Source organism: Taibaiella chishuiensis (assembly GCF_003014535.1).
Classification (GTDB): Bacteria; Bacteroidota; Bacteroidia; order Chitinophagales; family Chitinophagaceae; genus Taibaiella; species Taibaiella chishuiensis.
Window position 1 is genome coordinate 445,343 of the sequence record NZ_PYGD01000001.1, and the last position, 21,851, is coordinate 467,193.

A 21,851-nucleotide genomic window follows, 5' to 3' on the forward strand; every position below is an offset into this window, starting at 1 on the left:
AAAAAATGGTGAATTAAAGAAAACGAAATCGGTAAAACATCTGCTGTTTTATTCCGGGCAACATCTTGTAAGCATTGTCCCGCAAAGGTTATAGCCTGTAATAAAAAACAGCAGGTTGGCCAGCAAAGCTCATACGGGCCTGCAGCAGGTCTATGCCGCTACAGCGAAGCCAAGGGTACAGGTGTATACGTCTAGAAAACAAACAACGAAGCGAATGGTCCGTTGCGGAATGCGGGGTTTTACAAAGTAAATATCCGCATTTATTACAGGCGCCCGGCCCGGTTTTTCAGGAAACGGTAGTTTTTCTTTACCAGCCTTCTTGTTTCCTGCTTTTGTGGAGACATTGGCTTTTACTGAAACGCAGGTATGGATACTTAAGCCCTGCAATGCTTGCCCCCAAAGAATTATAACGCGTACTACAGGCATCGCGGCATATACAAGTAAGCCACCCTGCAGGGTGGCTTACTGATAATGAAGGAAAACCAAATTAACGCAAATTTGAAATTAGTTCAGTTCCAGCAGGATGTTACCGCCACCGAGGTTGGTCCATGATGCATTGGTAAGAGAGCAGCCGGGATAAGAACCGCTAAACGTAGTGGAAGGTGCACAGGTACCAGTACTACCGATATCGAAGTTGATAGCGCCGAAAAGATCGCCATAATAGATCGTTACCGCATCAAAAGCAGAGGCGGTCGTAACCAGGCTGGCGCTGCCGTTTATATACGAGAACCAGCCCGGGCCACCAGGCGTATTTAAACTGGTTACATTGTTAAATGCCATAGAAGTGTTTGCCGCAACGGGAAACCTCGAAGAATAATAAGAGCAGATGCCCGGGCTGTTGATATCATGCGCCTTCAATACCAGTACGGCCTCGCAGGTGGTATTGTTGTTGATAAAGATAGCGGCGTTGGCGCTAAAGGTTGCTACTGCAAGCACAAGAAATGCAAGTACACTTTTCATCTGGATGCGTGTTTTAAGAGTTAATGTTTGGGTTAAAAAAAGAAGTTGAATGATATATAAAGAACAGCAACGAAACAGGCTACAACAGGTATGCTGCGGAACAGGAACAACGGGGCTATTGCCCCTTGCAGCATGCGCACCTTATAAGGTAAATATCCGCATTTAGCCCCGATGCTTTGCCGGGATTTTCAGGAAGCACCGGTTTTTCTTCACAAGCCTTATCGTATCGTGCTTTTACTCATACAAGGCGTTCCGGCATAGCGTTATGCATGGATAAACGTTCTCTGTATCGCTTACCGGTAAAGGATTCTGGCGTGTATTGGCTTTGGTATAAAAGTAAGCCACCCGGAGGGGTGGCCTACCTGGTAATGAAGGAAAAACCAAATTAACGCAAATTTGAAATTAGTTCAGATCCAGCAGTATATTACCGCCGCCAAGTGGTGTCCAGGTTGCATTGGTAAAAGAGCAGCCCGGGAAAGAACCGGTGAAAGAACCAACGGGAGTGCAGGTACCTGCGCCGCCGATATTGAAGGTAATAGCGCCGCCGAGGTTACCATAATATACCGTTACTGCATCCCAGCCGGAACCGGCAGTTACCAGGGTAGCAGTACCGCCGCCTACAGTCGGGTACCAGCCCGGGCCACCAGGGGAGTTTACATTGGTTACATTGTTGAATGCCATAGAAGTGTTGCCGGCAACAGGAAACCTTGTGGAATAATAAGCACAGCTGCCAGGGTTGTTGGCATCATGCGCTTTCAGTACCAGTACTGCTTCGCAGTTGGTATTGTTGTTGATAAACAGGGCAGCGTTAGCGCTGAAACCTGCTACGGTAAGCGCCAGGAAGGTAAGTACACTTTTCATCTCAATCGGAGTTTTAGAAGTTAATGTTGGGGTTAAAAAGAAATTGAATGGCACATAGAGCACAGCAACGAAGCAGGACAGCATCGGCAGACTGCCGGAAAACAACAGAGTTATGCCCCTTGCTCCCTGCAGGCTCTTGTAACGCAACGAACCGGTGGCTTATTCCGGTGTATTACCGGTTACATAAAATAAGCCACCCGGAGGGGTGGCCTACCTGATGATGAGGGATAAACCAAATTAACGCAAAATTTGAAATTAGTTCAGGTCCAGCAGTACATTACCGCCACCAAGCGGTGTCCAGGTTGCATTGGTAAAAGAGCAGCCGGGATAAGAACCGCTGAAAGAACCAACGGGTGTGCAGGTGCCCGCACCACCGATGTTGAAGGTAAGGCCGCCCCCATAATACACGGTCACTGCGTCCCAACCGGAACCTGCAGCGATCATGGTAGCACCGCCGCTACCGCCTACAGTCTGGTACCAACCAGGACCCGCAGGATAGTTTACATTGGTTACATTATTATACGCCACAGACGTGTTTGCTGCCACAGTAAACCGTGTGGAATAATAAGAGCAACTGCCAGGGATATTCGCATCATGCGCCCTTAATACCAGTACCGCCTGGCAATTGGTATTGTTATTGATAAACAGGGCGGCGTTAGCGCTGAAACCAGCTACAGTAAGGGCAAGGAATGTAAGTACACTTTTCATCTCAATCGGAGTTTTTAGAGGTTAACGTTTGGGTTAAAAAATTATGAAGTTGGTTCGTTAGGTGGTTTAGTTTTGACCAAAGCATTCCCGCCTGTATCTATCGGGTTATTGTTACCGGTTGGCCGCCACAAGTACCGGAATACGTACTACAGGCCGGGCAACAACGATACAATGAACCGCTTTATGGGGGGAAACACCGTGTTGTACAAAAATATCTATCCGTCCTTACAAAAACAACCTGTAATATGCGCCGGACGGGCATTTCAGCCACTTTAACAGGTAAAAACCAGTAAGCCTCTTCGCCTCATTTCACCAAAGCCTTGTTTTTGTTCATAAAAGCGGCTAAACAATTTATGAAAGCAACTAAAGAAGCCTTACTCCCGCTTATTTGTTAAAAAACGGGAGTGGCGGGCATATGCCCGCCACTCCGCCCGCAAACCAGGTGCAGGTAGCCGTAGCCGTGTAGAAAAAAGATTTCAGGATAACGCTATAAAGCGCCGTACAAACGGATCAGGGAATAAAACGGTTACCCAGTTGTTCGATAAACGTGCGGTAACCAATAGATACAGGTAAGATCTCATCGTTCAGAAACTCCAGCTCCTGGCTGCTTTTCCGGTAAGCTTTAATCTGGTCCCGGTTTACGATATAGGATTTGTGTATCCGGATAAAATGCCGGTATTGCATCAGGGTCTCTTCAAAATACTTCAGGTTCTTCGACCGGATAAAACGTCTTTTATCTTTCAGGAAAAAGATCGTGTAACTGCCGCTGCTTTCGAGGTATACAATATCCGAAAGCGGTACAAACTCGGTCTTATCCTTGTCCGACAAAGCAATTCTCGGGACGCTGGTGGGCGAAGACTGCTGCAGCATACCCGCAAGCTGCTTCGCGCCTGCAGTTCTTCGCTTCCGGATACGGGCTATGGTATCGCGGAGCATAATCCGGTTTACCGGCTTCAGCAGGTAGTGTACCGCTGCATAGTTAAAGGCCTTTATGGCGTACGAATCGTACGCGCTTACAAACACGACATCACAATCATAGGTACCCAGCTGGTCCAGCAGGTCGAAACCCGTATTACCATTGCCCAGGTTAATATCCAGGAAGAGTACATCGACCGGTTGCACGGCCAGCTGCTCCAATGCTTCATTAATATCTCCCGTCATACCTACAACGGTAACGCCATGACAAAACTCCAGTAACAGGGTTTTGAGTGTGGCCTGTGTTTGCTGCTCATCGTCTACAATAAAAACATTCAGGTGCATAGTTATATCAGATTATCTTTTGCCAGTATTATAGTAGCAGTTACGCCCTTATTCTCTTCGTTATTGGTCAGCCTGAAAACGCCTGTTCCTTTTGCTTTGTTCAATAGCTGTATCCGCTCTTTGATGATTGCGAGCGCATGATCCGGTTTGATATCCCAACCGGGGGGCAGGCCCCTGCCATTATCTTTTACCGTTATGATCAGGGTATCTTCTTTGCTTTCAAAAAAGATATCGATCCGGCCGCCGGCCTTGTTCCTGATCAGGCCGTGTTCTACAGCATTTTCCACCAACGGCTGTAGCAGCAGGGAGGGGATAAGGCAGGTTTCGGTATCGAGGTCGGGACTCGTCCGGATACTAAAGGTAAAACAATGCTGGAAACGGACCTGCTGTACCTGCAGATATTGTTCAATAAAGGCAATCTCTGCACCCAGCGCCGTATAACGGTGCCGTATACTTTGCAGCATACTGCGCATCAAGCCCGAGAAATGGTCGAGGTAGTCCAGGCCCTTCAGTTTATCGCCGTCCATCAGGTACCCCTGGAATGGTGTGAGGATATTAAAGATGAAATGTGGCTTTAACTGTCCCAGCAGGCTTTGCGCTTCCAGTTCATGCAGGTAGATCTTTTGTTCCAGTTTAGCCTGTTGCCGTTTGGCCCTCTTGCTCTGGATGTAATAAAGTATCGCGGCAAAGGTAAAGCTGACCAGGATAACCATCAGGGGCATAAACCAGGCCTGCTGGTACCAGAGCGGCGTAATCACAAGCAGGTAGGAAAGTATACGCGGACGTACCGCATAACCGCTCTTGAGCTCGTACAGGATCTGGTAAGTGCCTGGCCCCTCGGGGCGCAGGGTTACCATACCGTCCGGCCCCAGGTCTACATCGCTGTATAGCTCCGCACCGTCTTTCAGCACACGGCAGGAGAGGTTACGGCGGCTTTGCCGGTAATCCAGCACATCCAGTTTAAAAATCGCCGACAGGCCTTTTTCGTAACTGCAGTTGTAGGCGGTATCGGCCGGGGCATAACCATTCAGCGAACAGAGTACATGGGCTTTAACGGGAGTCCTGGGGACCTGCGGCAGCAGGTTTTGCCGGGGAATGTAAAACAAGCCCTGGTTGCCTGCCAGTATCAGGTATTCCTTGTCGGGGTAAAAATCATTGAGGCGAAAAGGTTTGGGAAACTCCCGGCTCGAAAACCGGGCTACGGGCCAGAGGCTAAGGTTATCTACGATCGTGAGCTCATCGCCGTAATGAAGATAGACATAACGGGTATCGTGCTTTATGACCCTGCATGGGCCGGCACTCACCAGCTTGAGCAGGCGGCTGTCGCCGGCCCTGTTCAGCGGTAGGGCATACACGCCGATATTGGTAGCCCATAACAGTTGTCCGCCCACCGTATCGATCGCGTTGACCTGTACATCCTGCAGGTAGGGCAGTAGCGTGGCATTACGGTAACAGCCCCGAACGGTGCCTACATAAAACTGGGTATCGGACAGCGGCAATACACAGGTTCGCTTGGGCAGGGGCATCCTGGCCTGGTTGCAGCGGTTAATCCTGCCCAGGGTATCTACCGCTACAAATGTGTTGCTGCTGATGTAATAAAAGATATTGTTGCAGGGCCTGCCGCTTTTGTAACCCACATCCATACTCGACTCCCGCAATACCACGGGCAGCAGCGCGCCGGGCAGCTCATCTTTTCGCGCATCCAGCCGGAAGGCCTCTGTACGGGTAAACATAAGCCAATGCCTGGCCGTTCTTTCCACATGACTGATCTCCCGGATGTCCATATGCGCAGGCAATACATACCGGCGTGGCGCCTTTGCCTGCGGCAGGAAAAAATCGGCGGTAGCATCACCATACCCGAACACGGTTATATCGCCCGGGAAGCGGCCTATATAACTGATCTTATCGCTATACAGCCCGCTATGTTCCTTATCGTAACCAAGCGTAGCACTTTCCGAGGCAGGAAACAGGAACAGGCCATTGTCGCGGGTACCCACCCATATATTGCCCAGGTAGTCCTGCTCCATACAGGTTACCGACTGCGCAGGCAGCAGGCGCTCCGGCGTATGGCTGGCAGGAGCGTCCGAAAAATAATTGCGGATACGGCATAAGCCGATTTCGTTTACACCACCCAGGTACAGGTCCTTATCCCTGCGGGCAAATCCCATAATACTGGCCCGGATCCCATAGTCAGGACCGTTAAACCAAAGTATGGCTTCTTTACCGGGAACGGTTTTGAAGATCCTGCCGCCCAGGGTAATAAAACTATCCTTTACGCCCAGCCCGTAATAGTTGCGGCGTATAATCTCTTCCAACTCGGGCAGGAGCTTTTGCTTCCAATACTGCGGCAGGCGGTAGTGCTCCAGTATTTCTGCAGCGCTTTCGGTGAGGCTCCTCGATTCCACCCGGCTTTTACAGGTTGCGAGATTTACCCGTACTACCTTCCTTTTGCTTTGCCCGTATAAGGTAAGCAGGCTATCCTTACGTATGCCTACCAGTAATAATTTACTTTCATCCCGCAGGCGGGAAAGGCCATAAAGGCTGTCGGTCCGGATCACCTTCTGGGTATTGAGGTCTACACCCACCGTATGCCCCGAATAGGCAAAGAGCCACAAGCGGTCGGGGCCTGCCATACAGGAGGATACAAAATCCTCGACACGGCCGGTCTTGACCACGCGGAACTCGCGCCCGTTGTACCGTACCAGGCCGCGGTCGGTAGCCAGCCACAGGTAGCCATTGGCATCGGCGTGGATTTTATAAATTTGCTCGGCAGGCAGGTCGCTGTTACCGGAATGGTAGTGGGAATAGACCGGTACTGTAGGCAATGATAATTGCGCAACAGCCGGCATAACCAGGCATAACCGGCAAAGCAATAACAAGAAAAAACGCCAATCCCGAAACAACATAATCCCCGCTTAAAATCCGGGAAATTAAATATAAAAAATGAGAGGTGCGTCAGGCTCTTGTAAAAGCATTCCGGGGCCGCGGCAAAGAACCGCAAAAAACCTGCATGGATAAATGACCGGCAATGCGCCGGTAAAATATCCAATTAGCATGAAATATGCGCTAAAGCCGAATTTTCCGGCCCCGCCCCCAAGCCACGAAAACCGACATAAGCGCAACTATGATGTTCACACCCGTTCCTGCAGCCTCGCCCCGCAAGAGATGAAAAACAATGGCCGCAACCATTAATACGCAGGCGCCCCAGGCAGCATAAACGGTAAGTACCGGCCGGATACGCAATGCGGCAGGCAATACCAGGCCTATTGCAGCAAGCAGGTCCAGGCAGCCGGTAAACAGTACCAGGCCGCGATGCGCCGCAGTCCAGGGCCACATCAGGGCCAGTCCGGCAGCGGGTTTCAGCAGCTTCATCGCTGCCGCCCAGGTAAATAATAGCGCCAGCAGCACCTGTACGGTCCACAAAACGCCGTTTAATACTACCGGTCTCTTCTCCATATAGCTCATATCTCCGTTTTTTAATACAGGACAAAAGTAGCTACCTTTACTATCCATCAGATAGTACTAACCTTATGGATAGCACTATCCCGCATGAAAGTATCGTAAACCCTTAGTATATGTTAGCAAAAGGCGGTTGCCCTAAAACAATGTTGTCGATAAGCGATGCGCTCGAAGCGCTGGAAGGCCGGTGGCGGCTGCTGATCCTATTCGCCTTATCGGGTGGACCGAAACGTTTCCGGCAAATTGCCAGGGAGGTGCCAGGTATTACCGATAAAATGTTATCCAAAGAACTGAAGAGCCTGGAAGCACATAAGTTGATCCGCAGGGATGTTTATGATACCTTCCCGCCTACGGTGGAGTATACCATTACACCGCATGGCCTTTCGCTGGAAAAGGTGCTGGACGAGTTGCACTACTGGGGACTGGCCCACCGGAAAAAAGTGATCGGGAAATAAAGACCGATTATGCCGTCATCCGTATGCAATACAACCCGGCCGGAGCCGGGTTACTTGTTCGAATGGTATCAGTAAGTATATAACAAAACGTCCGTCAATTAGCCGGAAATAACCGTTGTGGTATTGGGAACGCAGACGGTTGGCACCTTGCTCAACGGACATTTAATGTCGACCGTAATACAACTATTGGAGCAGGGCGTATAGGTCGGAGGTGTTCCTCCCGTTACTTCATTCAGGTTACTGATTGTCTTTTTGCGAGGTTGAGCTTCTTCAGCTCCAGGCTTTTCTTTTTCATAAGATTACTTTTTCAGGTTTTAAAGAATAGAAGCGGGCCCGCGGCATTCCTGCCTTAAAGCCTTTTTCCTTTTATTGATAAACCGAAAATAGAAAAGGGAAACCCTGCACCCAATAACGAATGCGTAAGTGTAGCCAGGAAGCCGGTAAGTGTTTATATAACGTTGTATTCTTTTATACTGCTGTCAATTTTAGGTAAATGCATCACCGGATTATTGCCGCCTGTAGTATATTCGCGGCTGGTCCTGACACAGCCCGACAACAACAACAAAAACAAACCGGAATATGAATGCAAAAGAACTGGCCGCCAAACTGAACGGGATGGCCGTAAACGGAAAAATGGAAGCACTGGCCGACACGGCAGCCGATAGCGGCCTGGTTATTGCCTATTGTACACCCAACGAACTGCTCGAGCTGCAGGGCGCAGGCGAGGCCGATAGCGATGTATATGAATCTACAGATCTCTGCGTTTTTGTTTTCGACGGGGAGTATTGCCTTTTTGACCGGCAGTCGCTGGGGGATAAAGACGATGCAGACGATTACGAATATGCGGCCCATGAAGCTGCAGAAAAAGGCAGGATCGTACAGGCGATCGCACAACCCGCCGATGTGCCCGGGGCAGCCTGGCTGGTACGCCCGGCCTTTGCCCACGAAAGCTTCGACCTGTTACAGGGCGGCAAGGTCTATTGCCGCGGCGCGGTATTTAATGCCGGTGAGGTAGCCTGACCGGGCGGTATCCGGTAGGGTATATACACCAAAAAGCCTCATTCCGGGTAGAGATGAGGCTGCTTTTTGGTTGGGGAATTGGTTCTAAATTGGGTACAAAGGTAATTTCTTTTGTGATAAATATCATTAAGATTGCCTCAAAACATTTACAGGCTAATATCAGAGCGCGTTTTCTCACAAAGGAAAACGCGCTCTTTACTTTATTTTATGCAAACTGTTATCGGACTTACCAACGGGTACTGCCCAGTTTATTTTTCATTACGCCCGCGCCTACAAAAACGAGGAGCGATACTGCGCTGATTATAGTCATAACGATCATGATAAATGGATTTAAAACTGTGTGAGATCCTGGATTAACTGGGCCCATTCAGGCAGCTCGGGAATACCGGGCTTACGTTTACCAAAGAATTGTACGATCATTTCTCCTTTTGTATCGTATACCTCTACCGCAGTAATAGTGCCGTCTTCAGAAGGTTTTTTAACGATAAAGGATTTAGCGATCGATGTCTCGCGCAGGTGCAGGTTGAAATCAGGATCCATTACATTGTACCAGGGACCGGCTTCCATAACTTTTTTTACTTCGCCGGTATGGATCTGGATGCAACCCCGGTTACCTACAAATACCATGATGGGTACCTGGCGCTCAGAAGCGGCCTGTAACATTTTACGGGTAATATCGTTATCCACTTCTTTTACAAAACCTTCGGGAGCGAGGCGCATAGCCTGGGAGCGGGTTACGCCATGTTTACCCAGCAGGCCATAGAACTGGTGCGTATCGGTAATGCTCTTCCAGCCTTCCTGGAAAGCAGCGGCATCGATTTCGCTATCGGGCTTCTCGGCCGGTGCAGGCGGATAAGCTACGGTCTGCAGTTCCACGGTTTGTTCTGCAGCTTTATATTTAGCGGTCAGGGCATGGAAAGCCTCTTCATTGCTGCCAACAGTGCAATAGATCTTGTGTACCGCTTCGCCGCTGCGATCGAAGAACTGGAAGCTGAGCCTGTCGGCTTCGGCTACAGAATAGCCATGCGCCCAATGCATCATAAACAGGCGCAGATCGATATCGGGGTTCAGTACGGTACCTACGGGGCCATGAAACTCGATGTTGTCATAAACACCTTTGCGCTCATGTACCGCATCGTCGTTACGGGTAAGCGCCATTACTTTATCGAGGGTAATGATCTCTTTCAGAAATTCTTTCCAATCGCCTTCCAGGCGGGTTGCGCTGGTTCCGGTACCCAAAGCAACAAGCTGCGCTTCGCTTGTTTCGAGTTGCTTTGCCGCATCACGTATGCGTAATTTTGGATTTTCAGCTTTCAGCTGCTCCCACTGTTCCTTTAATGAAATCGCTATTACGGACATAAAGTATAAATTGTATAGTTGTTATTAAAAATAATCGCTTGTTTATTGGAGCCCGGAGGCCGTCATGCCATGGTACCGCTTCCAGACCGGGCATATGGTTATAAAGGAATGCGGATAGCCTTTTGCCTGGTGCAGCGCGGCTTCCACGCCAAAGGTTTCATAAATATGCGCTTCGCTCAATGCTTCCTCTTTGGTTCCGAAGGTTACTTTGTTGCCTTTTTTCAACATCAGGATATCGTCGCTGTATTGCATGGCCAGGTTAAGGTCGTGTAACACCGCTACGATCGTAAAACCCGAGGCCGTCAGCTCTTTGACCAGCGCCAGCACCTGGTGCTGGTATTGTATATCCAGCGCGCTTACCGGTTCGTCGAGCAGGATCAGCCGCTCGGTAGCCGTAGCATCCCATACCTGTGCCAACACGCGGGCCAGCTGTACCCTTTGCTGTTCGCCACCCGACAGGGTCAGGTAATTTCTTTTAAGGAACTGTTCTACACCCACATACTCCGCCACCTCTTTAATTACTGTTTTACACCGGCTGGTCATTTTATGCCTGAAGTGCGGGTAGCGCCCCATGGCTATAATGTCCTCCGAAGAAAAAGGCATCTGCATATTGTACTGTTGCCGCAGGATGGCCCTCACTTTCGCCAGCTCTTTCAGGTCCCATTCGCCCAGCTTTTTGCCGTTCCAGCTTATGGTGCCTGCGGGCGCTTTTACTTCGCCGCTTATTATTTTGAGCAGGGTAGACTTACCGGCACCATTGGCTCCCATGAAGGCGGTAAAAGCACCGCTTCTCACCTGCACACTAACATCGTTCAACAGGGTACGGCCCTGCGCCTGGTAACTGATATGATCTACTTCCAGCATGACACACGCTTTTCTAAATAATAGTTGTTCTTTTCTTTTCCCTGATCAGCAGGTACAGGAAGAACGGCCCGCCCACCATCGCGGTAATAATACCGATCGGGATCTCTACCGGCTGTGCAATGGTCCTGCTTACCAGGTCGGCCATAACCAGCAGGCTTGCCCCGCTCAGCGCCGATGCTACCAGCAGGCTGCGATGTTCCGGCCCGATGATCATGCGGATAATATGCGGGATAACCAGGCCTACAAAGCCGATAATACCGGCTACCGCCACCGATGCGCCCACACCCATAGCACATAAAGCCATTACTACGGTTTTGAGCCTTTCGGTACGGATGCCAAGATTGGCGGCATCACTCTCGCCCAGGCTAAAGGCATTCAGCGACTTGGCCAGCAGGGGTAGACCTATAATACAACCCAGGCAAAACGGCAAGATACCCGCTACATTGCTCCAGTTGGCTCCCCCAAGGCTACCCATCATCCAGAAGGTAACGCTGCGCAGTTGCTGATCGCTGGCCAGCAGGGTAATGAAACTCGTTAAAGCCCCGGCCAGCGCGTTAACCGCAACACCGGCCAGCAACATAATACCCACATTGGTTTTACCCTGCTGCTGCGAGATCCGGTACACGATGATAATAGCCAGTAATGCCCCGGCAAACGTCGCTACATTCAAACCATACTGCCCGAACACCGATTCGTAGTTGCCGAATAGCTTTCCACCCAGAACGATCATCAGCACGGTAGTGGTAGAGGCGCTGCTGCTGATACCAATAAGACCGGGATCGGCAAGCGGGTTGCGAAACAGGCCCTGCATGGCGGCGCCGCTTACCGATAGGGTAGCGCCGATAAGCACAGCCATAAGCACCCGCGGCAGCCGTATAATCCAGAACACATTTTCCTGCTGCTCGTTAAAAGCAGCGCCGGCGTCGATACCCAGGCGTGCACAAAGCATGCCGGCAATCTGGCCCGGACTCATGTGTAAGGCCCCTGTGCCTACGGCCCATGTACAGGCCACGACCAACAGGACAATCAATAAAACAAAGAACCCCTTTTCTTTCAATCTGCTTATTTTCTTGGTACTCTTAAAATATAATCAACCGTCGGCACTTATTGTGCCTTATGGATTTTCTCACCCAGTTCTTTAATAGCCAGTACCACCCTTGGTCCGAAACCGGCCAGCAGCTCGCCATCCATAACAATAAAGTTTTTGTTCTTACCGGCTTTGGTCGCTGCCACACCCGGCACTTTCAGCATGCCTTCCGGACCGTCTACACTCGCAAGACCAGAGGTAAACAGCAGGATGCCGTCAGGGTTCTGCTTGATCAGGGCCTCTGCAGTTACGGGTTTAAAACCTTCGATATCGGCAGCGGCATTGGTACCACCCGCCAGGTCGATCATTTTCGACATCGGCATATCGCGTCCGCATACCGACAAAGCGCCGGCGCCGCGTGCATAGATAAACAGGATAGAAGGCTTGGTATCGTATTTGGGTAAAGTCTGGAAAGAAGAGTCAATTTCTGCAGCGAGTTTCTGACCCGCCTCTTTTTTACCAAAGGAGTCGGCCAGCATGCCGATATATTTTTTAGTACCCTCGATCGAATATTCCTGCTCGATCACCCATACTTTAACGCCGGCCTGCTGCAGTTGCGTAGCCTGCTCGGGGTTGATGCCGCGCTCTTTCATGCTGATCACGTAAGTGGGCTTCAGCGCCAGGATCGCTTCTATATTGAGGTTATGGGTATTACCTACTTTAGTAACCTTGTTTAAGGACTCAGGATAGGTGCTGGTAACGTCCACACCTACGATATTTTGTTCGAGGCCCAGGCTGGCCAGGGCTTCCGATACAGGACCGCTAAGCGACACGATACGCAGGTCGCCGCTGGCGGCGGCATCTTTAGCGCCATCGGCGGCGGTTTCTTTATTATTGTTGTTACTGCAGGCAAAGAAGGTAACGGACAGGCAAAGGGCTAAAAAGCTATAAGTAAGTTTGCGCAACATGGATAGATTATTTTGTGTAATATATTCCGGCAAAATTACTGTCATCGTTTTGTAAAGAATTTCAAAATCGGGAAATAATGTTTCAAAATCAGGAAATAAAAACAGGGCTGCCTCCCATTGGAACCAGCCCTATCGAAATGACTACCTTTTGCTTAACAATTTAATCCCATATAGGTCATACAAGACCAGGTATCTACCGGCTTTGTGTTTGGCCTTATGGACGAGCAGATCTTTGAGCAGAATATGCTACCACAATCGCAGTTGGTCTCTGCAATTGTCGCGCCGCCAAACACCTCCTCAGTTTCCTGGTTGGTAAGCATTATGATCACATTTTTTTGAAACTCCAGTCTGGAGAGCCTTTCTTTGATCTTTTTCATTTCCTGTAATTTTAAAAACTAATATTTCCTGTCTAACGCCATGGAAAAATTGTTCAGCGGGTTTATAGTCAAAACGTGGAATTAATTAATAAATTATTTTATTTAAAATAAATATTAATAAATAAAAGTTTAGCAGTAATAAGCATCAACCCTGTTGATAAAATTTTGCAGGCAATCAGACCCCAAAGAAAAACAGAAAGCCCGGTCGACAGGGTCGACCGGGCTTCTCAAAAACTTTATCTTTTATTTACTTGATACCTAATTTGGCTTTTACCGCAGACAGGATATTTTCCGTGTCTTTAGCATAGAGCAGGCTACCACCGTCATAGATATAGTCATAACCGCCTTCAACGCCTACGTCTTTGATCGCTTTCTGGGCTTTGTCCAGGATAGGCTTGAACAGTTCCTGCCTTTTCTTCGCTACTTTTTCTTCAGCGCCCTGCTGGAATTCCTGGATCCTGTTCTGCAGGTCCTGCAGTTCTTTGGTTTTCACTTCTTTCACGGCATCGGTCCAGGTTTTCTCTTTCTCTTCGTATTCTTTGAATTTAGCCTGGGCATCGGTTGCCATAGTACGGAACTGATCTTCCAGGGACTTCTGATATTGCTGCAAAGCAGTATCCGCTTTACGGGCTTCAGGCATTTTTTCGAGCAATTCCTGAGAGTTGATATATCCTAATTTCTTTTGTGCCTGTGCGCTAAAACCTATTGTAATTCCAAGGGCAAGCAAAAAAACGATTTTCTTCATTTAATTTCAATTTTGATGCATACTCCTGCCTGAAGAGACAGATTACGCTTTGTTCTTTTTTATGTGTTTTAAAAAAATTGTGGCGAAGTTAAGGAATTATTTCACTCCCGGGATCAATTTTACAATATCATCACTTTTGTCCAGTTTAGGATCGGCATAAAAGATGGTGATACCACCCGCCTTATCGTAAACCATATCGTAACCACGGTTCTGTGCATACTTCTGAACGGCATTATAAACCTTGTCCTGGATTGGTTTTACGAGGCTTTGCCTTTTCTTAAACACTTCGCCTTCGTAGCCGAAATATTTCTTTTGCAGGGCTTTGGCATCTTTTTCTTTCGTCACGATCTCGTCTTCCCGCTTTTTCCGGGCATCTTCAGACAGCATCGGGCGCTCGGCCTGGTAGCTTTTGTACATCTGGTCTATGCCCTGCATTTTACCGTCTACTTCACGCTGCCAGCCTTCAGAGATGGCGTCCAGCTGCTTTTGAGCGGAAGTATACTCCGGCAGTTTTTCAAGGATATATTTCGAATCGATTACGCAATAACGTTGTGCATGTACCGCAAGACCGGTTAGCAATACCATGGCCAGGGCCAATCCTATTTTTTTCATTTTAGCTCAGATTTTTAGATTAGATAACCGAAATTAAAGTAAGTTTAAATTGATAGCTCAAAGATGATCATAATCTTACAACTTCCTTAAGAATCGGCGACCTGCTAATCCGGTTCGAAACCTAACATAAAGGTAAACTTGGTCTTATTACCAAAGCCGGTCTCGGTACGGTCGAAACCATAACCATAGTCAAGACCCAACAGACCAAACATCGGCAGGTAGATACGCACACCCAGACCGGCAGAACGGTTCAGCTGGAACGGGTTATAATCTTTAAAGTTGCTCCAGCCGTTAGCACCCTCTACGAAGGCCAGACCAAAGATGGTCGCACTCGGGTTGAGCGAGAACGGATAACGCACCTCGGCCGTGTACTTGTTAAAGATAACCGCGTTCTGTGCATATACCTCGTAACCGCGCTGGGCAATGATATCGCGGCCCACATAGTAGTTGAAGCCCGAAAGACCGTCGCCACCTACGTTAAAACGTTCAAAGGGCGAGTAACCGATCTCTTTGTTGTAGTATCCCATAAAGCCGTACTTGGCGGCCATTTTGAATACGAGGTTACCCACAATCTTCTGGTACCACTCCGCCGTAAAACGGTACTTATGGTATTCGATCCATTTATACTTCTGCTCGGCAGTAGCCGTCTGGTAGTTCTTGTCGCTGAACAAAGAATAAGGCGGTGTAAACTGGAACGTGAAGTTGATATTGGAACCGCTCCTCGGGTAGATCGGCTGATCTACGGAGTTACGGGCAAGCGTAAGCCTGAAGAACAGGTTATTGGCATTACCGTTCCGGAAATCGCTTACGAAGTAATCGTAATCTTTAAGGAAGTAGTTCTGGTAGTTAAGACCGTAAGAGAACACGAAGTTATCATCCGGCCATTTCAGCCTTTTACTCAGGGTAACGCCACCGCCAAAGTTACGCAGGTAGTGATCGCTCGGGCTGCCGTTGTAGATACCGGATTCGGAATACGACTGGCGGCCGTATACACCGCTTACCGTAAGGGCCGTTGGTTTTTTACCTCCCAGCCAGGGTTCGGTAAACGAGAAGTTGGCCGAGTTAAACCAAAGACCATTGGACTGGTAACGCAGGGAGAGTTTTTGTCCATCGCCCATAGGCAGCGGATCCCACTCTTTAAGTTTAAAAATATTACGCAGCGAGAAGTTGTTGAACACGATACCGATCGTACCGGTAAAACCTACACCACCACCGAAACCTGCAGAAAGTTCCAGCTGGTCGCTCGATTTTTCAACCACGTTATAATCGATGTCTACCGTCTGGTCAGAAGGGTTGGGCTTAGGCACCGGGTTTACTTTTTCCGGATCGATAAAGCCCAGGTTCGAGATCTGGCGGATAGAACGGATAATGTCGGTACGGCTGAACTTGTTGCCCGGCAGGGTAAAGAGTTCCCTGCGGATAACGTGATCGTTGGTACGGTCATTACCGAAGATGCTGATATTTTTGATGGTAGCCTGCGGCCCTTCGCGTACGGCGATCTCGTAATTGATCGTATCGCCTACAATCGACTTTTCGGTAGGATCTACCTGGAAGAACAGGTAGCCGTCGTCCATATAGATACTGCCGATGTCTTCGCCGCCATCCATGCTCGGCGCCGCGCCCAGGCGGTTGTCCAGCAGTTCCTGGTTAAATACGTCGCCCTTTTTGATACCGAGCACACGGCTCAGTACAGAATCGGAGTATTTGGTATTGCCCCGCCATACGATATCGCCGAAGTAGTATTTGTGTCCTTCGTTTACTTTGATATCGATATTAAGGTGGCCATTCCTGGTTACGTATGTGGTATCTTTTTCGATCCTGGCATCGCGGTAACCCTGGGAGTTATAATAGGCAAGAATGCTGTTTTTATCTTCTTCGTATTTTTTGCGGTTAAATTTAGAACCGGCAAAAATGTTCCAGCGGAAGTAAGGATCAAGCGCATCGAGCGTTTTGCTGAGCGACAGGTATCCCTGGTTACGCATATAAGCTTTAAAGGACCGGTCTTTATGTTCGAATACGGAAGAATTATCGGCCGGGTGCAGGGAGATGCGGGCCATCTCTTTCGATCCTTTCATACTTTTCTTCAGGCGGCCATCGCTTACGTGTTCGTTACCGGCATAGCTGATCTGGTTGATGTGTACCTTGCCGCCTTTGTCCACTTTGATCAGTAACGCTACCGAGTGCGTTGCACCGGTATCCCGCTGTTCTACGATGTCGACATGGGTATTCATAAAACCCTTTTCGCCAAAGTATTTTTTGATCCGCTCTTCAATATCCTTTTTCATCGCCTCGGTTACCATACGGTTCGAAACGATAGATAATTTTTCCTTGATTTCTGTTTCCTGGCTTTTGCTTACGCCTTTCATGGAAAAGCGGCTAAGCCTGGGACGTTCTACGATAGCGATATTGAGAAAAACCTTGTTGTCTACAACTTTGGTTACCGTAATGCTTACATCGGAAAACAGCTGCTGCTGCCACAGGTTGCGTATCGCTTTGGATATCGCCGGATCGTCCTGCAGCTTTATGGTTTCACCTACGGTAAGCCCGGAAACTGTTTTAATGAGGTCGGCATCCAGGTATTCGTCGCCGCTTATTGTAACCCCTCCAATAACATAGGGAGCGGACTTCGAAAAGCTGCTGCCCGTACCGGCCAGGCTCTGTGCATGCACGGCAGTTCCCCCGACTTGGAGCATTAAAAGTGTGCTAAGGAAATAGCGAAATTTTAAATTAGGCATTGAAGTTATTGCACTATTTTATCTAAAACCCGGGCGCGCCGGCCTTTTAGGTGTTATTGGGGTTTTACTTGTTCACTTGTTTGGCCGAACCTTCTTTCCCGTTGCTGGTAATTAAGAATGGCATCGAATAAATGGTTTTTCCTGAAATCAGGCCAGTGTATATCGGTAAAGTATAATTCGGTATAGGCCATCTGGTACAGCAGGAAATTGCTGATCCGGTGTTCGCCACCGGTACGGATCATCAGCTCCGGATCGGGGTAGGGCGCCGTACACAGGAATTGCTCAAATTGTTTGGCATCCATGCCGGCAACATCCAGCTTACCCGCGGCAGCCTCAGCGGCTATTTTTTTAACGGCATCAAGAATTTCCCAGCGCGCGCTGTAGCTCAATGCCAGAACAAGATTCAGCCCCGTGCCCGAAGCAGTCATTTCCATACCTTCCTTCAGTTCCTTCTGGCAGATCTCGGGCAGCGAAGCAAAGTCGCCGATAACATGCAGGCGTACATTATTCTTCTTAAGGTCGTCTACCTCCCTGCGTATCGTACTCACCAGCAGTTCCATCAGCGCATCGACCTCGTACTTGGGCCGGTTCCAGTTCTCGGTGGAAAAAGCGTACAGGGTCAGGTATTCCACACCTATTTCACCGCAGCCTTCTACAACTTCGCGCACACTGATTACCCCTTGCTGATGGCCGTGAATACGGTCTTCGCCTTTTTCTTTAGCCCAGCGGCCGTTGCCATCCATAATAATAGCAACATGCCTCGGCAAATGTGCAATGTCGATCAAAGATTTGCTGTCCATTTTAGGTTTTCCTGATTCCAAAAGTGTGCAAAGTTACAAAAATAGCTTCATCAAGTTACTACGAAAGCTTACGTATTTATTTTTTAGCTATCCCGGGGAAACCTAAACCGCCGGGTAGATGGGGATAAACGCGTTATTGCGGCAAAAATTGCACGAAGCCGGAAGATTTTTAACTTTCTGCAAGACATCCCGGAGCCTGTTTACCCTTATCGAATATTTAATTGTGCCTTTAAACGATAAAATATAATTTTGAAAACAATACCTGTAAAATATAAAAATCTATTTCACGCTATGGCCGACACAGCGCAGTTTACAAGCCAGATTCAAAACGGATACACATTTAAGGGAGAAAGCCTGAAACTTGGCGTCGCCATGCTCGACGGGCAGGTGGTACCGGGTTGCGACATCCGCATACCCCTGCGGACCATGAACCGCCACGGACTGATTGCCGGCGCCACAGGTACCGGCAAGACCAAAACCCTGCAGGTAATTGCCGAAGCATTGAGCGATGCCAGCATACCCGTGCTCCTGCTGGATATAAAAGGCGACCTGAGCGGTATCGCCGCTCCGGGCGCCGAAAACGACAAGATCCGGGAGCGCTACCAACTGTTGCAGGAAACCTACAGCCCGGCGGCCTACCCGGTCGAACTGCTTTCGCTGAGTAAGGAAAAAGGTGTGCGCCTGCGGGCCACCGTAGCCGAATTCGGCCCCGTGCTGCTCGCCAAAGTACTGGAACTCAACGATACGCAGGAAGGATTTGTAGCCATGCTGTTTAAATACTGCGACGACAAAGGCCTGCCCATCCTGGACCTTAAAGACCTGAGCAAAATACTGCAATATGCCGGCAACGAAGGCAAGGCAGAGATCGAAAAGGAATACGGCAAGATATCGACAACCTCTACCGGTACCATCCTGCGTAAGGTGATCGAATTGCAGCAACAGGGCGCCGATCATTTTTTCGGAGAAACCTCCTTCGACGTCAACGACCTGATGCATATCAGCAGCGACGGCCGGGGCATGATCAATATCCTGCGGGTAACCGATATGCAGGACCGGCCCAAACTGTTTTCGACCTTTATGCTGCAAATGCTGGCCGAAATGTACGCCACCCTGCCCGAAGAGGGCGACCTGGACAAACCCAAACTGGTATTGTTTATCGACGAAGCCCACCTCATCTTTAAAGAGGCCAGCAAAGTACTGCTGCAGCAGATCGAAACCATGGTAAAACTGATCAGGAGTAAAGGTGTAGGCGTATTTTTCTGTACGCAGAACCCCCAGGACGTACCGGCCCCGGTGCTGAGCCAGCTGGGCCTGAAAGTGCAGCACGCGCTCCGTGCCTTTACGGCCGGCGACCGCAAGGATATTAAACAAACGGCGGAGAACTACCCCGAAAGCGATTTCTACAAAACGGAAGACCTGCTGACCCAGCTGGGTATAGGCGAAGCCCTGGTAACGCTGCTGAACGAGAAGGGCGTACCTACGCCGCTGGCGCATACCTACCTGGTATCGCCACGTTCGCGTATGGACATCCTGAGCGAGGTAGAGCTGGACGCGCTGGTGGCCAACTCCCGGCTTACCGCCAAATACAACCAGGACATCGACCGCGAAAGCGCCTACGAGATCCTGGCCAGCCGGTTGGAGCAAACGGCAGCACCGGCAGCCGGTTCGCAACCCGCAGGCGGCCCGGCCCGCACAGCCGCCCCTAAGCCGGCCAAAGCGGAGCAATCGTGGGTGGAACAAGCCCTCAACAGCTCGGCAGGCAAACAGGTACAACGGTCTATCGTGCGTACCCTGTTCGGCGTTATTCAAAAGATGTTTAAATAATCGTATCTTTGCCGTCCGGGAAGGCAATATTACAGTTCCCGGCCCCGCGCTTGATTACTGAAACTTTCCTTTTATAACCCTTGTTATTTGACAGAAGCACCGGTAACGATGAATCGGTAACGGATCGAGTGCGCTGATAGTATGTACCGTTATTCATTTCGTAAATGACCCCAAAACAATTTAATCAGCTTGGCCTGATTGACCCGATACTCAAAGCCCTCGAAGCCGAGGGATATACCCACCCCACACCCATCCAGGAGCAGGCCATACCCATAGTACTGCAGGAAAAAGACCTGCTGGGCTGCGCCCAGACGGGCACGGGTAAAACGGCAGCCTTCGCGATACCGATGCTGCAACTGCTGAGCGCCAAACCGGCGACCCGTGGCCCGAAAAAGATACAGGCCCTTATTCTTACGCCTACCCGCGAACTGGCCATCCAGATCGGCGAGAGTTTTACGGCTTACGGCCGCAACCTGAGCGTGAGCAACCTGGTAATATTCGGCGGTGTGCCGCAAGGCCCGCAGGTAAAGGCGCTGCGCAGCGGCGTCGACATCCTGGTAGCCACACCCGGCCGCCTGCTCGACCTGATCGGCCAGGGCTTTATCTCCCTGCAGGACATCAATATTTTTGTACTGGACGAGGCTGACCGGATGCTCGATATGGGCTTTATACACGATGTAAAAAAAGTGGTGCAAAGACTTCCGGCCCAACGCCAGAGCCTGTTTTTCTCCGCCACTATGCCACCCGAGATCCAGAAGCTGGCCAACACCATCCTGGTAAAACCGGAAAAAGTAGAAGTTACCCCCGTTTCTTCTACCGCAGAAACCATTACCCAATCCCTTTATTTTGTAGACCAGAAGGAGAAAAAGAAACTGCTGGTCCACATTCTCCAGGATAAGAAAATAGACCGCGTACTGGTATTTACCCGGACCAAACACGGCGCCGACCGCCTGGTAAAGGACTTGCATAAAGCCGGCATCAGCGCAGAGGCCATACACGGCAATAAGTCGCAGAATGCCCGCCAGCGTGCCCTGAGCAATTTCAAGAACGGCGCTACCCGGGTACTGCTTGCTACCGATATTGCTGCACGCGGTATCGATATCGACGACCTGGCCTATGTTATTAACTACGAACTGGGCGATGTGCCCGAAACCTATGTGCACCGTATCGGCCGTACCGGCCGCGCGGGCAATAGCGGTACAGCCATCGCTTTCTGCGATGTCGAGGAGCTCGATAACCTGAAAGGTATCCAGAAGCTGATCGGCTTTAAAATACCGGTAGTGGAGGCACACCCCTTCCTGCCGGCCGACTCGGACGTAGTACAATTCCGCGCACCTAAAAACAAAGAGGTAGTACCACGTGCCAATGCCATACCGGCTCCGGTACAGGGCAACAACAACAGGCGTAATCATCAAAAAAAGAAAAAACCGCAACAGCAGCAGGCAGCAATGGCGACAGCAGGCAGCGATAAGCCCCGTCAGGAGCAGAACCGGCCGGCAAAGCAGCAGGGACAAAAACCCCATAAGCCCGCCACGGAACAGGCCGAGCCCATGCAACAGCAGGCCGGCCGCAGGAAGCCCGATCCCAGGAACGACCTGGATTGGTAACCCCGCCACCGCCACACCGGCAGCAATATTTCCCGCAGCTCGTTAAAAAACATAGATCGCCGGCTCCCGATATAAACGGGAGCCGGCGTTTTTTTGCCCTGCCCTGCCTGTTACCTTATTGTACCTGTTTTTATTTTTAAGTAGCAACCGCTATCTTGCGATAGCCCTTACCCTGCCCATTCCAGCAGGAACGGGTAAGGAAAGACCGCT

18 protein-coding genes are annotated in these 21,851 nt (G+C 49.8%); 4 read left to right on the plus strand and 14 right to left on the minus strand.

The window, feature by feature from the left end:
• Positions 1-504: 504 nt before the first annotated feature.
• The 6 genes from B0I18_RS01860 to B0I18_RS01885 form a co-directional block, all read right to left on the minus strand.
• Complete coding sequence (locus B0I18_RS01860) at positions 505-960, minus strand: hypothetical protein (RefSeq protein WP_106520942.1); 456 nt, start codon at positions 958-960, stop codon at positions 505-507.
• A 402-nt stretch (positions 961-1,362) separates the two neighbouring features.
• The gene (locus B0I18_RS01865; RefSeq protein ID WP_106520943.1) at positions 1,363-1,821 is read right to left on the minus strand and encodes a hypothetical protein; all 459 of its coding nucleotides are present in this window, start codon (positions 1,819-1,821) and stop codon (positions 1,363-1,365) included.
• A 255-nt stretch (positions 1,822-2,076) separates the two neighbouring features.
• Positions 2,077-2,529: a hypothetical protein gene (locus B0I18_RS01870; protein WP_106520944.1), complete on the minus strand. Its 453-nt coding sequence runs from the start codon at positions 2,527-2,529 to the stop codon at positions 2,077-2,079.
• A gap of 510 nt (positions 2,530-3,039) precedes the next feature.
• On the minus strand, positions 3,040-3,789 hold the full coding sequence (locus tag B0I18_RS01875; protein WP_106520945.1) for a LytR/AlgR family response regulator transcription factor: 750 nt from the start codon (positions 3,787-3,789) through the stop codon (positions 3,040-3,042).
• Between the two features lie 2 nt (positions 3,790-3,791).
• Positions 3,792-6,695: a sensor histidine kinase gene (locus B0I18_RS01880; protein WP_106520946.1), complete on the minus strand. Its 2,904-nt coding sequence runs from the start codon at positions 6,693-6,695 to the stop codon at positions 3,792-3,794.
• A 160-nt stretch (positions 6,696-6,855) separates the two neighbouring features.
• Positions 6,856-7,254, minus strand: coding sequence for a DoxX family protein (locus B0I18_RS01885; RefSeq protein WP_106520947.1), 399 nt, complete (start codon positions 7,252-7,254; stop codon positions 6,856-6,858).
• A 110-nt stretch (positions 7,255-7,364) separates the two neighbouring features.
• Here B0I18_RS01885 and B0I18_RS01890 point away from each other — a divergent pair, with 110 nt between their 5' ends.
• Positions 7,365-7,703 carry a winged helix-turn-helix transcriptional regulator gene (locus B0I18_RS01890; protein WP_106520948.1) on the plus strand — a complete coding sequence of 113 codons (339 nt, stop codon included), beginning with the start codon at positions 7,365-7,367 and terminating at the stop codon, positions 7,701-7,703.
• Between the two features lie 579 nt (positions 7,704-8,282).
• Positions 8,283-8,723, plus strand: coding sequence for a hypothetical protein (locus tag B0I18_RS01895; protein WP_106520949.1), 441 nt, complete (start codon positions 8,283-8,285; stop codon positions 8,721-8,723).
• 330 nt (positions 8,724-9,053) lie between these two features.
• Here B0I18_RS01895 and B0I18_RS01905 read toward each other — a convergent pair whose 3' ends face one another.
• The 8 genes from B0I18_RS01905 to B0I18_RS01945 form a co-directional block, all read right to left on the minus strand.
• Positions 9,054-10,082, minus strand: coding sequence for a hemin-degrading factor (locus tag B0I18_RS01905; protein ID WP_106520951.1), 1,029 nt, complete (start codon positions 10,080-10,082; stop codon positions 9,054-9,056).
• Between the two features lie 42 nt (positions 10,083-10,124).
• Positions 10,125-10,946 carry a heme ABC transporter ATP-binding protein gene (locus B0I18_RS01910; protein WP_106520952.1) on the minus strand — a complete coding sequence of 274 codons (822 nt, stop codon included), beginning with the start codon at positions 10,944-10,946 and terminating at the stop codon, positions 10,125-10,127.
• Between the two features lie 13 nt (positions 10,947-10,959).
• Positions 10,960-12,003 carry a FecCD family ABC transporter permease gene (locus B0I18_RS01915; protein ID WP_106520953.1) on the minus strand — a complete coding sequence of 348 codons (1,044 nt, stop codon included), beginning with the start codon at positions 12,001-12,003 and terminating at the stop codon, positions 10,960-10,962.
• Positions 12,004-12,050: 47 nt separating this feature from the next.
• Positions 12,051-12,941: a heme/hemin ABC transporter substrate-binding protein gene (locus B0I18_RS01920; protein WP_181358299.1), complete on the minus strand. Its 891-nt coding sequence runs from the start codon at positions 12,939-12,941 to the stop codon at positions 12,051-12,053.
• Between the two features lie 624 nt (positions 12,942-13,565).
• Entirely contained in the window at positions 13,566-14,063 is a 498-nt protein-coding gene (locus tag B0I18_RS01930) for an OmpH/Skp family outer membrane protein (protein ID WP_106520956.1), read from the minus strand.
• A gap of 96 nt (positions 14,064-14,159) precedes the next feature.
• Entirely contained in the window at positions 14,160-14,675 is a 516-nt protein-coding gene (locus B0I18_RS01935) for an OmpH/Skp family outer membrane protein (RefSeq protein ID WP_106520957.1), read from the minus strand.
• A gap of 104 nt (positions 14,676-14,779) precedes the next feature.
• Positions 14,780-17,368: a BamA/OMP85 family outer membrane protein gene (locus B0I18_RS01940; RefSeq protein ID WP_181358300.1), complete on the minus strand. Its 2,589-nt coding sequence runs from the start codon at positions 17,366-17,368 to the stop codon at positions 14,780-14,782.
• A 95-nt stretch (positions 17,369-17,463) separates the two neighbouring features.
• Positions 17,464-18,210: an undecaprenyl pyrophosphate synthase gene (locus B0I18_RS01945; RefSeq protein ID WP_106520959.1), complete on the minus strand. Its 747-nt coding sequence runs from the start codon at positions 18,208-18,210 to the stop codon at positions 17,464-17,466.
• A 291-nt stretch (positions 18,211-18,501) separates the two neighbouring features.
• Here B0I18_RS01945 and B0I18_RS01950 point away from each other — a divergent pair, with 291 nt between their 5' ends.
• Positions 18,502-20,034 (plus strand): helicase HerA-like domain-containing protein, encoded by a 1,533-nt coding sequence (locus B0I18_RS01950; RefSeq protein ID WP_106520960.1) that lies wholly within the window; start codon positions 18,502-18,504, stop codon positions 20,032-20,034.
• Positions 20,035-20,198: 164 nt separating this feature from the next.
• Complete coding sequence (locus tag B0I18_RS01955) at positions 20,199-21,641, plus strand: DEAD/DEAH box helicase (RefSeq protein WP_106520961.1); 1,443 nt, start codon at positions 20,199-20,201, stop codon at positions 21,639-21,641.
• Positions 21,642-21,851: the final 210 nt, after the last annotated feature.

Coding starts and splice junctions, on each gene's coding strand:
- B0I18_RS01860 (WP_106520942.1), bottom strand. CDS start 960: ATGAAAAGTGTACTTGCATTTCTTGTGCTTGCAGTAGCAACCTTTAGC.
- B0I18_RS01865 (WP_106520943.1), bottom strand. CDS start 1,821: ATGAAAAGTGTACTTACCTTCCTGGCGCTTACCGTAGCAGGTTTCAGC.
- B0I18_RS01870 (WP_106520944.1), bottom strand. CDS start 2,529: ATGAAAAGTGTACTTACATTCCTTGCCCTTACTGTAGCTGGTTTCAGC.
- B0I18_RS01875 (WP_106520945.1), bottom strand. CDS start 3,789: ATGCACCTGAATGTTTTTATTGTAGACGATGAGCAGCAAACACAGGCC.
- B0I18_RS01880 (WP_106520946.1), bottom strand. CDS start 6,695: ATGTTGTTTCGGGATTGGCGTTTTTTCTTGTTATTGCTTTGCCGGTTA.
- B0I18_RS01885 (WP_106520947.1), bottom strand. CDS start 7,254: ATGAGCTATATGGAGAAGAGACCGGTAGTATTAAACGGCGTTTTGTGG.
- B0I18_RS01890 (WP_106520948.1), top strand. CDS start 7,365: ATGTTAGCAAAAGGCGGTTGCCCTAAAACAATGTTGTCGATAAGCGAT.
- B0I18_RS01895 (WP_106520949.1), top strand. CDS start 8,283: ATGAATGCAAAAGAACTGGCCGCCAAACTGAACGGGATGGCCGTAAAC.
- B0I18_RS01905 (WP_106520951.1), bottom strand. CDS start 10,082: ATGTCCGTAATAGCGATTTCATTAAAGGAACAGTGGGAGCAGCTGAAA.
- B0I18_RS01910 (WP_106520952.1), bottom strand. CDS start 10,946: ATGCTGGAAGTAGATCATATCAGTTACCAGGCGCAGGGCCGTACCCTG.
- B0I18_RS01920 (WP_181358299.1), bottom strand. CDS start 12,941: ATGTTGCGCAAACTTACTTATAGCTTTTTAGCCCTTTGCCTGTCCGTT.
- B0I18_RS01930 (WP_106520956.1), bottom strand. CDS start 14,063: ATGAAGAAAATCGTTTTTTTGCTTGCCCTTGGAATTACAATAGGTTTT.
- B0I18_RS01935 (WP_106520957.1), bottom strand. CDS start 14,675: ATGAAAAAAATAGGATTGGCCCTGGCCATGGTATTGCTAACCGGTCTT.
- B0I18_RS01940 (WP_181358300.1), bottom strand. CDS start 17,368: ATGCTCCAAGTCGGGGGAACTGCCGTGCATGCACAGAGCCTGGCCGGT.
- B0I18_RS01945 (WP_106520959.1), bottom strand. CDS start 18,210: ATGGACAGCAAATCTTTGATCGACATTGCACATTTGCCGAGGCATGTT.
- B0I18_RS01950 (WP_106520960.1), top strand. CDS start 18,502: ATGGCCGACACAGCGCAGTTTACAAGCCAGATTCAAAACGGATACACA.
- B0I18_RS01955 (WP_106520961.1), top strand. CDS start 20,199: ATGACCCCAAAACAATTTAATCAGCTTGGCCTGATTGACCCGATACTC.